Source organism: Streptomyces sp. NPDC040589 (assembly GCF_055594445.1).
This window is the reverse complement of record NZ_JBVIWP010000002.1, coordinates 1,062,730-1,075,121: the sequence shown is the minus strand read 5'-3', so window position 1 is coordinate 1,075,121 and position 12,392 is coordinate 1,062,730. Positions and strand designations below refer to the sequence as shown.

General features: G+C 69.6%; 13 protein-coding genes. 9 read left to right on the top strand and 4 right to left on the bottom strand.

Annotated features, from left to right (window positions below):
* From ACZ58V_RS11835 to ACZ58V_RS11820, 4 genes are read right to left on the bottom strand one after another with little or no spacing between them, the layout of a single operon-like run.
* Positions 1–1,488 (bottom strand): aldehyde dehydrogenase, encoded by a 1,488-nt coding sequence (locus ACZ58V_RS11835; RefSeq protein WP_471289794.1) that lies wholly within the window; start codon positions 1,486–1,488, stop codon positions 1–3.
* A complete protein-coding gene (locus ACZ58V_RS11830; RefSeq protein ID WP_471289793.1) occupies positions 1,481–2,218 on the bottom strand; it encodes an alpha/beta fold hydrolase in 738 nt (245 codons plus the stop codon). The genes ACZ58V_RS11835 and ACZ58V_RS11830 overlap by 8 nt, the downstream gene beginning before the upstream one ends.
* Positions 2,219–2,227: 9 nt before the next feature.
* The gene (locus ACZ58V_RS11825) at positions 2,228–2,779 is read right to left on the bottom strand and encodes an amino acid synthesis family protein (RefSeq protein ID WP_471289792.1); all 552 of its coding nucleotides are present in this window, start codon (positions 2,777–2,779) and stop codon (positions 2,228–2,230) included.
* Positions 2,776–3,402 carry an amino acid synthesis family protein gene (locus ACZ58V_RS11820; RefSeq protein ID WP_471289790.1) on the bottom strand — a complete coding sequence of 209 codons (627 nt, stop codon included), beginning with the start codon at positions 3,400–3,402 and terminating at the stop codon, positions 2,776–2,778. Before ACZ58V_RS11820 ends, ACZ58V_RS11825 begins: the two co-directional genes overlap by 4 nt.
* A gap of 242 nt (positions 3,403–3,644) precedes the next feature.
* Here ACZ58V_RS11820 and ACZ58V_RS11815 point away from each other — a divergent pair, with 242 nt between their 5' ends.
* The 9 genes from ACZ58V_RS11815 to ACZ58V_RS11775 all read left to right on the top strand — a co-directional run bounded on the left by ACZ58V_RS11815 (position 3,645) and on the right by ACZ58V_RS11775 (position 12,389).
* Complete coding sequence (locus ACZ58V_RS11815; protein ID WP_471289789.1) at positions 3,645–5,249, top strand: BCCT family transporter; 1,605 nt, start codon at positions 3,645–3,647, stop codon at positions 5,247–5,249.
* A complete protein-coding gene (locus ACZ58V_RS11810; RefSeq protein WP_471289788.1) occupies positions 5,236–5,661 on the top strand; it encodes an ester cyclase in 426 nt (141 codons plus the stop codon). The genes ACZ58V_RS11815 and ACZ58V_RS11810 overlap by 14 nt, the downstream gene beginning before the upstream one ends.
* A gap of 26 nt (positions 5,662–5,687) precedes the next feature.
* The gene (locus ACZ58V_RS11805) at positions 5,688–6,191 is read left to right on the top strand and encodes a flavin reductase family protein (RefSeq protein WP_471289786.1); all 504 of its coding nucleotides are present in this window, start codon (positions 5,688–5,690) and stop codon (positions 6,189–6,191) included.
* A gap of 34 nt (positions 6,192–6,225) precedes the next feature.
* Entirely contained in the window at positions 6,226–6,930 is a 705-nt protein-coding gene (locus ACZ58V_RS11800; RefSeq protein WP_436801078.1) for a GntR family transcriptional regulator, read from the top strand.
* A gap of 161 nt (positions 6,931–7,091) precedes the next feature.
* Complete coding sequence (gene glnT, locus ACZ58V_RS11795; protein ID WP_471289785.1) at positions 7,092–8,420, top strand: type III glutamate--ammonia ligase; 1,329 nt, start codon at positions 7,092–7,094, stop codon at positions 8,418–8,420.
* A gap of 11 nt (positions 8,421–8,431) precedes the next feature.
* Positions 8,432–9,298: a class II glutamine amidotransferase domain-containing protein gene (locus ACZ58V_RS11790; protein ID WP_471289784.1), complete on the top strand. Its 867-nt coding sequence runs from the start codon at positions 8,432–8,434 to the stop codon at positions 9,296–9,298.
* Positions 9,286–9,972 carry a glutamate synthase gene (locus ACZ58V_RS11785; RefSeq protein ID WP_471289782.1) on the top strand — a complete coding sequence of 229 codons (687 nt, stop codon included), beginning with the start codon at positions 9,286–9,288 and terminating at the stop codon, positions 9,970–9,972. Before ACZ58V_RS11790 ends, ACZ58V_RS11785 begins: the two co-directional genes overlap by 13 nt.
* Positions 9,973–9,987: 15 nt before the next feature.
* The gene (locus ACZ58V_RS11780) at positions 9,988–11,307 is read left to right on the top strand and encodes an FMN-binding glutamate synthase family protein (RefSeq protein WP_471289781.1); all 1,320 of its coding nucleotides are present in this window, start codon (positions 9,988–9,990) and stop codon (positions 11,305–11,307) included.
* A complete protein-coding gene (locus ACZ58V_RS11775; protein ID WP_471289780.1) occupies positions 11,304–12,389 on the top strand; it encodes an FAD-dependent oxidoreductase in 1,086 nt (361 codons plus the stop codon). The genes ACZ58V_RS11780 and ACZ58V_RS11775 overlap by 4 nt, the downstream gene beginning before the upstream one ends.
* Positions 12,390–12,392 lie beyond the last annotated feature (3 nt).

Sequence of the window (12,392 nt, the reverse complement as noted above, 5' to 3'; positions counted from 1 at the left end):
TCAGCTCCGCATCGTGAACGGGTCGGCCACGGGCTCCTCGCTCGTGTTGATCCAGACACTCTTGAGCCGCGTGTACTCCTTGATCGTCTCCGTGCCGTGTTCGACGCCGACGCCGCTGGCCTTGAATCCCTGTCGCGGTGACATCGGGGACATGGCCCGGTAGGTGTTGACCCACACGGTTCCGGCGTCCAGGCGCGCGGCCATCCGGTGTGCCCGTGAGAGGTTCGTGGTCCAGACGCCGGCCGCGAGACCGTAGTCGGTGTCGTTGGCCAGACGTACGACCTCGTCCTCGGTGTCGAACGGCATGACCGCCAGGACGGGGCCGAAGATCTCCTCGCGTACGACGCGCATGCCGTTGTCGACGTCGACGAGGACGGTCGGTTCGTAGAAGAACCCGCCGAGGCCGCCGTCGGTGGCCCGTCCACCGGTCAGCACCCGGGCGCCTTCGTCCCGTCCGAGGTCGACGTACCCGGCCACCTTGTCGCGCTGTCCCTCGAAGGCCAGCGGGCCGAGCTCGGTCTTCTCGTCCAGGGGGTCGCCGATGACGATGGTCCGGGCGCGTTCCGAGACCCGTTCGAGGAGCTCGTCGTAGACGGACCTGTGCGCGAAGACCCGGCTGCCGGCGATGCAGGTCTGTCCGGCGGCGGCGAAGATGCCGGCGACGACGCCCATCGCGGCGTTCGGGATGTTCGCGTCCTCGAAGACGATGTTGGGCGACTTGCCGCCGAGTTCGAGCGTGGAGCCGATGAAGCGGCTCGCCGTCGCGGCGGCGACGCGCGCCCCGGTGGCGGTGCTGCCGGTGAATGAGATCTTCGCGAGATCGCGGTGGTCGACCAGGGCCTGCCCGGCCTCGGCGCCGAACCCGGTGACGACGTTCACCGCGCCCGGCGGGAATCCCGCCTCGATCGCCAGCTCGGCGAGCCTGAGCACCGTCGCCGAGGTGTGTTCCGAGGGCTTGATCACGACCGTGTTGCCGGCGCAGAGCGCGGGCGCCAGTTTGCTGCTGGTCAGCGTCAGCGGAGAGTTCCAGGGGGTGATCGCCCCGACCACACCGAGTGGCTCGCGGGCCGTGTAGTTGAGTACTTGGCGGTCGGAGGTGGGGATGAAGTCGCCGTGGATCTTGTCGGCCAGTCCGGCGTAGTAGTGGTAGTACTCCGGCAGCGAGGCCAGCTGCCCGCGCATCTCGCGCAGCAGCTTGCCGTTGTCCAGCGTCTCCGCGCGCGCCAGGCCTTCGGCGTTCTCGGCGATCAGGTCCCCGAGGCGGCGCAGCAGGTGTCCGCGCCGCGTCTGGCTGAGGTCGCGCCAGCGCGGGTCCTCGAAGGTTTTGCGGGCGGCGGCCACGGCTCGGTCGATGTCGGCGGCGTTCCCGCGTGCCGCCCGGTAGAGGACCTCGCGGGTGGCGGGGTTGGTGCTCTCGAAGTACTCGCCCGAGGCGGGCTCGGTCCATGCCCCGTTGATGAAGTGCCGCCACGTGGTGGGTTCAGACATGTGCGCACGCTCCGAGGAAGGTGGTGAGGGAGTCGACGAACGCCTCGGGGCGCTCGACGGGCAGCATGTGACGTGCCCCGGAGACGACCACCGCACGGCAGTCCGGCAGCGCCGCGGCCAGCCGGTGGGTCATCTCGGGCGTGGACCCGGGATCGTTCTCGCCCGTCACCGCCAGTGCGGGTATGGCGATCCGCCCCAGGTCCGGCGCGAGTTCGGCGTCCGCCGTCGCGAACACGCGATAGCAGGCGAGGAAGGATCCGATGTCGTTGGCCAGCAACGTGGCCTTTGTCTCGGCCACCCGGACGGGGTCCACATCGGTGCCGTCGTACCACCGTCTCAGGGAGGCGGCGGCACTCGCCGCGAAGTCGGCCTCCGCCGTGCGCAGCCGGTCAAGCACCGACGCCCGTTCCTCGGCCGTACGGTCGCACACCGAGCTGACCGAGGTCAGTGTGGCCCCCAACTCCGGTCGGTGCAGTGCTACATGCTGGGCGACGAGTGCCCCGAGCGAGAACCCGACCAGGTGCGAACCCACCGGAATCTCGTCGACCACTCCGTCGGCCAGGTCCGCGAGGGTCACACCGTCTGTCGCCGGCGGGCGGCTGCCGTGGCCCGGCAGGGCGGGGGTGATCACGGTGTAGCGGTCGGCCAGGAGCGCGGCGGTGGGCGCCCACATCGTGTGGTCGAGCCCGACGCCGTGCAGCAGGACCACGGTCGGCTTGGCGGCGGCCATCAACGATGCCTACTGCTCGGTCGAGAGCGGCGCCAGGCGCTGCTGGGGACGCCCCTGGGCGGCCGCGGCCAGCGCGATGATGATCTCGTGCGGGTGAGGGGCGTCGCTGATCCGGACCTCGACGGTCTGGTGGTGCGAACGGATCGTGGCGTCGGTGATGTGCTTCAGCGGGACGTCGAAGACGACACCGGCCGGCCCGCGCTTCTCGACGGCGGGCAGCAGGGTGGTGGCGTTCGCGGCCTTGCGGAAGTGGTCGCCGAACTTGAGCGTGTGGATGAGCGCCGAGCCGTGCTCGATCTCGCCGTCCAGGCCGACGATGGCCGCCTTGCCGTAGGCCTCGGCTGGAGCATCGAGTGCGTCGAGCACCGCCGGGGCCAGTAGTGCGCCGAGGTCGGAGGCGTGCGCGTCGATGCCGGGGTTGAGGTCCTCCACGAAGCCCTGACCGGCCCAGGGGTTCTCGATCACCGCCGCGACGACGGCGACCCGGGCGGGGCTGTCGACCGCGCGGCCGCCTTCGGTGTGGATCTCCTCGACGACGGTCACGATCTTGCGGACGTTCATGAGGGAACAACCTCCAGGCTTTTGGTGGTGACGACGGGGTCGGTCATGCGGTCCCCGATACGGGGGTGCGGGCGCGGCCCCGTCGACGCGGCCGCGACGACGACGATCTCGTCCACGCGCGGGGCGTCTGAGACGCGGGCACTGATGGTCTGGTAGTGGCTGCGCGTCGAGGCCCGGGTCTTGTGCCAGAGCGGGACGACCAGGGTCTCGCCCGCCTCCGCTCGCGTGTCGGCGAAGCAGATGATGGACTCGCCCTGGAGGAACTCCCGCACCAGGTTGCCGAAGTACGGGGTGTGGATGAGGGCACCGGCGTGCTCGATCTCGCCCGCCGCGCCGACGATGGCGGCCTTGCCGAACGCTTCGATCTCGTCCACGGCGCCCAGGGCGGCGATGAGCCGGTCGGTCAGCAGCCTGGCCAGCACCGGGCCGACGCGGGCCTGCTCCCCGGACAGGTCGGCCGAAGGGCCGCTGCCCACCCAGGGGTTCCGTATGACCGCGGCGACGCTGGCTCGCCGCGCGGGCTGCGCGGGTGCCTCACCCGCCTCGGTCAGAACGACGTCGCGGTAGACCACGAGCTTGCGGAGACCGATGCTCGCGTCGAGGTGATCCATGCGCTCTTGCATGGCACAGGACGATAGGTGTCGCTCGCTGGGTCGGTCAAGGGCTCGAATGCAAGGGCTCACTCATGGTCCGCCCTGCTCCCCATCAGGGCAGGTAACAGGCTTTTAACCTGCGGTTATTAGGGACACGTAAAGGTGGAGCCCGATTCCCCGCCCCGGACTCTTGACGCTCCTTCTATGACGTGCCTTACTGCTGCTTGTATGCCAGACCAGGCGGCCGTTGGGCCCCGGACCCAAGGAGTTCCATGTCCAGTCACCTTGGAACGGACGCGGAAATGACTCCCGCGACGCCATCGGGGAGCAGCGGGGAAAGCGGCACGGGCGGCACCGGCGCCGACCATGCCGACGGCGGCAGACTCGGTTCCGTTTTCTGGACCTCGGTCGGTATCTCCGCCGTCTTCGTCGCCTGGGCGGTGCTGTTCACCGACAACCTGAACAAGGTCACGAACGACTCGCTGAACTGGGTGACGTCCACGTTCGGCTGGTCCTACCTGGTGATCACGCTCGCCATCCTGATCTTCCTGGTGTTCCTGGCCTTCAGCCCCGCCGGCGACATCCGGCTGGGCAAGGACGGCGATCGCCCCGAGTTCTCGACGCTCACCTGGTTCGCCATGATCCTCAGCGCGGTCATGGGCATCGGGCTGGTCTCGTACGGTGTCGCCGAACCGATCTCCCACCTGGCGACGCCACCGCACGGTCTCGCCGAGCCGAACACGCCGGCGGCGGCGGTGCGCGCCCTCCAGTACTCCTACTTCGACTGGGGTCTGCAGGCCTGGGCGGTCTTCGCCGTGTTCGGTCTGGCCATCGCGTACTCGACGCACCGCAAGGGCCGGCGCACCCTGGTCAGCCAGCTGTTCGTGCCGCTGCTCGGCGACCGGGTGAACGGGCCGATCGGCAAGGCGATCGACGTGCTCGCCGTGTTCGCGACGCTCTTCGGCACCACGACCTCCCTGGGCCTGGGAGCCCTTCAGGTCAACAACGGGCTCGGCAGGCTGTGGGGGATGCCGGTCAACGACGTGAGCCAGGTGCTCATCATCGCCGCCGTCACCTCGATCTTCACGCTCTCGGCGGTGACCGGTGTCAGCAAGGGCATCAAGTTCCTGAGCCAGGGCAGTTCGGTGCTGGCGGGCGCGCTGTTCGTCTTCATGCTGATCGTCGGCCCCGCCGTGTTCCTCGCGAACCTGTACATCGAGTCCCTGGGCCAGTGGGCCACCGACTTCTTCCGGATGAGCCTGCAGGGCACCGCCTTCGGCGGCCTTGAGTGGATGCAGTGGTGGACCTACTTCATGATGGCCTGGTGGGTCTCCTGGGGTGCCTTCGTCGGCGTCTTCCTGGCCCGTATCTCGCGTGGCCGCACCATCCGCGGCTTCATCACGGGCGTACTCGTCGTCCCCAGCGTGGTGTTCTTCACCTGGTTCACGGTCTTCGGCGGCACCGCCATCCACATCGACATGTTCGAGGGCGGTGACATCGCCAAGCAGACAGCGGCCGACATCAACACCGCGTTCTTCGCGACCCTGGACCACTTCCCGCTGGCCTCGGTCACCTCGGCGATCGCGATCCTGCTGGTCGTGATGTTCTTCGTCTCCGGCGCGGACGCCAATACCTACGTGCTGTCCATGATGACCTCGGACGGATCGCTCACCCCGCGTCGTACGGTGCTCATCGTCTGGGGCGTCCTCACCGGCGTCACCGCCGTCGTGCTGATGCTCGCCGGCGGACTGAACGCCCTGCAGAACACCGTCATCGTGACGTCCTTGCCCTTCCTCGTGATCATCGCCGGACTGGCGGTGTCGTTCTGGAAGGAGCTGTGCGCAGACCGAAAGGAGATGTCCGGTGTCACACTCTGACGCCCGTCGTGGGCTCATCGAGAAGGCGTGGGCCGCGGCTTGGGGCCAGGGAGACGTCGATGCCCTCGACGCATTGCTGAGCCCGGCCTACCTCCGCCACGGCCAGGATCCGCACCCCCAGGACCTGACAGGCTTCAAGGCCGCGATCGTGTCGACCCGGGCGGCCTTCCCGGACCTGGTCACGACCATCGACGACATCGTGATCGAGGGCGACCGGGCCGCGATCCGCTGGCACAGCAGCGGAACCCACGAGAACTCGCTCCTCGGGGTCCCGCCCACCAAGCGGCACGTCGAGGTCAGCGGCGCCACGTTCGCCCGCTTCGAGCGGGACCGGATCGTCGAGGAGCACGTGACGTGGGATCCCCGGGCGCTGCTCGCGGCACTGGGTGTCATCCGGGTGGGACAGGACTGACGACCGAGATGAGTAGGAGCACCTCCATGGCCGCGCTCGCAGCGAAGCCCGACCTCGACGTGATGAAGCAGGTCAACCGGCAGTTCGTCACCGGTGTCACGGTCGTGACCGCGATGGACGGAGGAACCCCCAGAGGGCTGGCCGTCAACGCGTTCTCGAGCATCTCGCTCGACCCCGCCACCGTGATGGTGTGCGTCCAGCACACCTCCTCCACCCACGACTGTTTGTTCCGTGCGGACCACCTGGCGATCAACATCCTGTCCACGGACCAGCTCGACGTCGTCGGGAGGTTCGCGAGCAAGGCCGACGACAAGTTCAAGGACCTCGCATGGGAGAGCGGCCCGTTCGGCAGCCCGCTGATCGCCCGGAGCAGCGCCCAGATGGAGGCCGAGATCCGCGAACGGCTCCAGGCGAGCACCCACACCGTGTTCATCTGCCGCGTGGTGCACGCCGCGGTGACCGAGCGCCGTCCGATGGTCTACAGCGCGGGTAGGTTCTTCGACGGTGGCGCGCTCGCGCCGCTGGGATGACGGGCGGGCGGCTCGGGAGACGGAGGAGGGTTCGGTGAATCGCGCACAGAGCGAACCGAAGAACGGTTCGATGCAGGCCAGGGTGATCGCCGAGATGCGCGAGCGGATCATCAAGGGAGACATCGAGCCCGGGGCTCCACTCTCCGAGCTCGCCCTCGCCGAAGAGTTCGGGGTCAGTCGTACTCCGGTGCGCGAAGCCCTCAAGCAGTTGCAGACCGAGGGGTTGGTCGAGATCCGGCCGCGCGTCGGGACGTTCGTCACCACCCCCTCCCGCCGCGAGATCACGGAACTCTTCGAAATGAAGGAACTCCTCGAGGGCGCGGCCGCCCGCCTCCTCGCCCGGCGTGGCCGCGTCCCGGAGATCGACATGCTCGAACGGAACCTCCGCGAGGCCGACGAGGCGGTGGCCCGGGATGACCGGGAGCGGTACGCGGAGTTGGTCCAGGAGTTCCACGACCTGCTCATCTCCGGTGCCGACAACAGCAAGCTGGAGGCCCACTACCGGATGCTGATGAACCAGCTGGCCTACTCCCGGCTGGTGAACACGTCACTGAGTCAACCGGGTCGTGCCCTGCAGTCGGACCGTGAGCACCATCTCGTACTGGAGCTGATCCTGGAGAAGGACGGCGACAGCGCCGAGCACGTGATGCGTGAGCACGTCAGGGCAAGTAGGCGCGCACTGATGGCGGGGCTGCCCATCGGCAGCTCGAACGAGGGGTTCGGCATGGCAGGTGCCTGACCATCGGATCCCAACTGCCGGGCCGGGGCCGCCTCTTCGGGGGCGGTGCCGGCTCTTTCGGCTTACGGGGACCTTCCACGGCGGAAATCCCTCCGTAACGCCGACACTGTCTACTCACATGCAACAGTGATTCATCGTAGTAGACACCCTGGGAGGGGCCCATGACGACCGACCCAGAAGCGAACGCCCCCGATCTCGCCGAGCTGGTCCGCGCCGACGGCATCGAGTTCGTGCTGGCCGTCTTCGTCGATCTGACCGGCAAGCCGTGTGCCAAGCTCGTCCCGGCGCAGGCCGTAGAGGAACTGCGGGACGCGGGCGTCGGCTTCGCCGGGTACGCGGCCGGCGCGCTCGGCCAGCAGCCCAGCGACCCCGACGTGATCGCACGGCCGGACGCCTCCTCGTACACGCCGCTCCCCTCCGTCAAGCCCGGTCTCGCGCTCGTGCACTGCGACCCGTACGTGGAGGGAAAGCCCTGGCCGTATGCCCCGCGCGTCATCCTGCGCTCGCTGCTGGACCGGGCCGCCGCGCAGGGGCTGTCCCTCTCGGTGGGTGCCGAGGTCGAGTACTTCCTGGTCAACCGGGACGAGCACGGCGTGCTCAGCGTCGCCGACACCAGGGACACGGCCACCCGGCCCTGTTACGACGCCCGCGGGTTGACCCGGATGTACGACCACCTCACCGCGGTCTCCAGCGCCATGAACTCGCTCGGCTGGGGCAACTACGCCAACGACCACGAGGACGGCAACGGCCAGTTCGAGCAGAACTTCCTGCACGCGGACGCCCTGACCACCGCCGACCGGGTCATCACCATGCGGTACCTGGTGTCGGTGCTGGCCGAACAGCGGGGCATGACGGCCACGTTCATGCCGAAGCCGTTCACCGACCGCACCGGCACCGGCATGCACCTGCACATGTCGCTGTGGCGGGGCGACGAACCCGCCTTCCCCGATGCCACCGACGGGCGCGGACTCGGTCTGTCCTCGCTCGCCTACTCCTTCGTCGCCGGGATCGTCGAGCACGCGAGGGCGCTCCAGGCCGTCATCGCGCCGACCGTCAACTCGTACAAGCGCACCGGCGCGGTCTCCACCCGCTCGGGCGCCACCTGGTCACCGCGTCTCGCGAGCTACGGCGGCAACGACCGCACCCACTTCGTGCGCGTCCCCGACGGCAACCGGATCGAGCTGCGCGGCGGGGACGGCGCCGCCAACCCGTATCTCGCCGCGGCCGGCGCCCTCGCCGCCGGCCTCGACGGCATCGAGCGCGGACTTGACCCAGGTGAGCCCGGCGCTGCCGGCAAGGGGCCGGAGCTCCCGCCGACCCTGCTGCACGCGGTCGAGGCCCTCCTGGCGGACGACGTGATCAGCGGTGCGCTGGACGTGGCCGGGACCGGGGTGAGCCGGTACTTCGCCGACCTCAAGCGCGAGGAGTTCTTCGACTGGCACTCCACGGTCGGCGCCTGGGAGCTCGACCGCTATCTGACCGCCTTCTGAAGGGACTTGAGATGTGCGGAATCGTGGGGCTCCATCTACGTGAGCCCTCACTCGAACCACGGCTCGGCGTACTGCTGACCGCGATGCTGGGCCAGGTCGTCGAACGCGGACCGGACTCGGCGGGCGTCGCGGTCTACGGCGACCCGCGTCTGACCCCGCCGGGACGTACCGTCGTCTCGCTGCTCGGAGTCACACCGGCGGAGGCGGAGGCCGCGCTACCGGGTGCGGTGGCCGTTGCCGCCGACGCCACCACGGTCGTGCACGCGGACGGCGATCTGCTCGCCGCCGTGACTCAGGCGCTGCCGCACGCCACCGTCATCGGCTCCGGCACCGGCATGGCCGTCCTCAAGGGGACGGGAAACCCGGTGGAGTTGGCTTCTTCGTTCGGGCTCGCCGGGGTGACCGGCTGGCAGGGCGTCGGCCACACCCGGATGGCCACCGAGTCGGCCGTGACCCCTCAGGGCGCCCACCCCTTCTCCGTCGGCCCCGGTCAGTGCCTGGTGCACAACGGGTCCTTCGCCAACCACGCCACCATCCGCCGCGAACTGCGCGCCCAGGGCGTTCAGTTCGACAGCGAGAACGACTCCGAGGTCGGCGCCCGCTTCATCGCGCACCAGCTCTCCGAGGGCGCCGACCTGGAGAAGGCGCTGCGGCTGCTGTGCGAGCGGTTCGACGGCTTCTACACGCTGCTGGTGTCGACCGATGACTCCTTCGCGGTCGTCCGGGACGCCATCGCCTGCAAGCCGGCGCTGGTCGCCGAGACCGACGTCTGGGTGGCGATGGCCTCCGAGTACCGGGCACTGGACGTCCTGCCGGGCGTCGAGCACGCCCGCATCTTCGAACCCGAGCCGGAAGAGGTGTACGTATGGCGACGCTGACCATTCAGGAAGTCGACCTGGCCAAGACGCCGGTACGGGAACTCAACCGGGCGCTGCACGCGCCGGAGGCGGTCGCGTGGCGGGTGGCCAACCCGCGCGGCGCGCATGCCGTGGCCTGCGGCATACGGGAGAACCTCACCGTCGACATCGAGGGCCACGTCGGCTACTACTGCGCCGGCATGAACCAGCACGCCACGGTCACCGTCCACGGCAACGCGGGCACCGGGGTCGCCGAGAACATGATGTCGGGCACGGTCCGGGTGCGGGGGAACGCCTCGCAGTCGGCCGGGGCCACCGCTCACGGTGGGCTGCTGGTCATCGACGGTGACGCGGCCGCCCGCTGCGGGATCTCCATGAAGGGCGTGGACATCGTCGTCGGAGGCGACGTCGGCCACATGAGCGCGTTCATGGGCCAGGCCGGACGGCTGGTCGTCTGCGGCGACGCGGGCGACGCGCTCGGTGACTCGTTGTACGAGGCCCGGATCTACGTCCGGGGCACGGTCAAGTCCCTCGGCGCGGACTGCGTGGAGAAGGAGATGCGGGACGAACACCTGGCAGAACTGGCCGAATTGCTGAAGGCGGCCGAGCGGGACGAGGGCCCCGCCGACTTCCGCCGCTACGGCTCGGCACGGGAGCTGTACCACTTCAAGGTCGACAACACGACGGCGTACTGAGGGAGTTCGAAGCACATGGAACCCGCATCCCACGGCCTGCGCGAGTCGGCCACCTTCGACCGCGCCACCATCCACGCCATCCAGCGCGCCGCCGAGACCGGCATCTACGACATCCGCGGCTGGGGCGCCAAGCGAAAGCTCCCGCACTTCGACGACCTGCTGCTGCTCGGCGCCTCCATGTCCCGCTACCCGCTGGAGGGCTACCGGGAGCGCTGCGACACCGAGGTCGTCCTGGGCACCCGGCACGCGAAGAACCCCTTGCGGCTCGCGACCCCCGTCACCATCGCCGGCATGAGCTTCGGCGCCCTCTCCGCCCAGGCCAAGGAGGCGCTCGGCCGGGGTGCCAGCGAGGTCGGCACCTCCACGACCACCGGCGACGGCGGCATGACCCCCGAGGAGCGCGGGCACTCCAAGCACCTCGTCTACCAGTACCTGCCGTCCCGCTACGGCATGAACCCCGACGACCTGCGCGCCGCCGACGCCATCGAGGTCGTCCTCGGCCAGGGTGCCAAACCGGGTGGTGGCGGCATGCTGCTCGGGCAGAAGATCACCGAACGGGTCGCCGGGATGCGGACCCTGCCCGTCGGCATCGACCAGCGCAGCGCCTGCCGCCACCCCGACTGGACCGGCCCCGACGACCTCGCCATCAAGATCCTCGAACTGCGCGAGATCACCGACTGGGAGAAACCGGTCTATGTGAAGGTCGGCGCGACACGGACGTACTACGACGTGAAGCTCGCCGTGCACGCGGGTGCCGATGTCGTGGTCGTCGACGGCATGCAGGGTGGGACGGCCGCCACCCAGGACGTGTTCATCGAGCACGTCGGCATCCCGACCCTCGCGGCCCTGCCCCAAGCAGTCCGCGCGCTCCAGGAGTTGGGTGTCCACCGCGAGGTCCAGCTGATCGTCTCCGGCGGTATCCGCAGTGGCGCCGACATGGCCAAGGCGCTCGCCCTCGGAGCGGACGCGGTCGCCATCGGCACGGCGGCGCTGATCGCGCTCGGCGACAACCATCCGAAGTACGACGCCGACTACCGCGAACTCGGCTCCGCCGCAGGCTACTTCGACGACTACCAGGACGGCCGCGACCCGGTCGGCATCTCCACCCAGGACCCGGAGCTGTCCGCCCGCCTCGACCCCGTCGACGCCGGCCGTCGGCTCGCCAACTTCCTGCGCGTGATGACCATGGAGGCCCAGACCCTGGCCCGCGCCTGCGGCAAGGCCCACCTCCTCCATCTCGAACCCGAGGACCTGGTCGCCCTCACCATCGAGTCCGCCGCCATGGCCCGCGTCCCGCTCGCCGGCACGCAGTGGATCCCCGGAGCCGGTCTGTGATCGCGGTCGTCGGAGCCGGGCTGATGGGCGCGGCCACCGCCTGGCAGCTCGCCCGGCAGGGCCACGACGTCACCCTGATCGAGGCGTACGACATCGGGCACCAGCACGGCAGTTCGCACGGCAGCTCACGGATCTTCCGGCGCGCGTACGCCGACCCGTTCTACGTTGGCCTCACCGGGAAGGCGTTCGAGTCGTGGCGCGAGCTGGAGCACGACAGTGCGACCCCCTTGCTGCGCACCACCGGTGGCCTCGACCTGGGCCCGGGACGCGACCCGGAAGCGCTGGCCGTCGTACTGGGCGCGGCCGGAGTGCCGTACGAACTGCTCGGTGCGGAGGCCGCCGCCGAGCGCTGGCCCCACATCCACTTCGACGGACCGGCGCTCTACCACCCGGACGCCGGTGTCGTCGACGCCGACGAGACCGTCGCGGCCTGCGTGCGGAGGGCGATCGAGCACGGCGCGGACGCATGGCTCGGCGTACGCGTCACCGGAATCGACGCACAGGAGAAGACCCGTCTGCGCACGGACGACGGGCGTGAGCTCATCGCCGACACGGCGGTGATCGCGGCAGGGGCGTGGCTTCCCGAGCTCGAACTGCCCCTCCCGCTGCCGCCGTTGCGCGTGACTCAGCAGCAGGTCTTTCACTTCCGTCAGCGGGACCCGTCCGTCGCCTGGCCGATCCTGGTCTCCAAGGACGCGTCGATGCAGGTCTTCGGACTCCCGTCCGGCGGTGACGGCGGCCCGCTGCCCGCGGTCAAGGTCGCCGAACACGACCGTGGCACCCCGACCACCGCCACCACACGCAACGGTGTCGTCGACCCCGCCTCACGCACCCGCGTGAGCGACTTCGTCCGCGACCGACTCCCCGGCCTCGACCCCGACCCGGTGACCGAGGCGACCTGCCTCTACACCACCACCCCCGACGAGGACTTCGTCCTGGACCGCCACGGCCCCCTCGTCATCGTCTCCCCATGCTCCGGACACGGCGCGAAATTCGCCCCGCTCATCGGCGCGATGGCCGCCGACCTCGCCACCGGCCGCGCCGAGCCCCACCCCCGGTTCCGCCTGGAACGCACCGCATAAGAT

Coding starts and splice junctions, on each gene's coding strand:
- ACZ58V_RS11835 (WP_471289794.1), bottom strand. CDS start 1,488: ATGTCTGAACCCACCACGTGGCGGCACTTCATCAACGGGGCATGGACC.
- ACZ58V_RS11830 (WP_471289793.1), bottom strand. CDS start 2,218: ATGGCCGCCGCCAAGCCGACCGTGGTCCTGCTGCACGGCGTCGGGCTC.
- ACZ58V_RS11825 (WP_471289792.1), bottom strand. CDS start 2,779: ATGAACGTCCGCAAGATCGTGACCGTCGTCGAGGAGATCCACACCGAA.
- ACZ58V_RS11820 (WP_471289790.1), bottom strand. CDS start 3,402: ATGCAAGAGCGCATGGATCACCTCGACGCGAGCATCGGTCTCCGCAAG.
- ACZ58V_RS11815 (WP_471289789.1), top strand. CDS start 3,645: ATGTCCAGTCACCTTGGAACGGACGCGGAAATGACTCCCGCGACGCCA.
- ACZ58V_RS11805 (WP_471289786.1), top strand. CDS start 5,688: ATGGCCGCGCTCGCAGCGAAGCCCGACCTCGACGTGATGAAGCAGGTC.
- glnT (WP_471289785.1), top strand. CDS start 7,092: ATGACGACCGACCCAGAAGCGAACGCCCCCGATCTCGCCGAGCTGGTC.
- ACZ58V_RS11790 (WP_471289784.1), top strand. CDS start 8,432: ATGTGCGGAATCGTGGGGCTCCATCTACGTGAGCCCTCACTCGAACCA.
- ACZ58V_RS11785 (WP_471289782.1), top strand. CDS start 9,286: ATGGCGACGCTGACCATTCAGGAAGTCGACCTGGCCAAGACGCCGGTA.
- ACZ58V_RS11780 (WP_471289781.1), top strand. CDS start 9,988: ATGGAACCCGCATCCCACGGCCTGCGCGAGTCGGCCACCTTCGACCGC.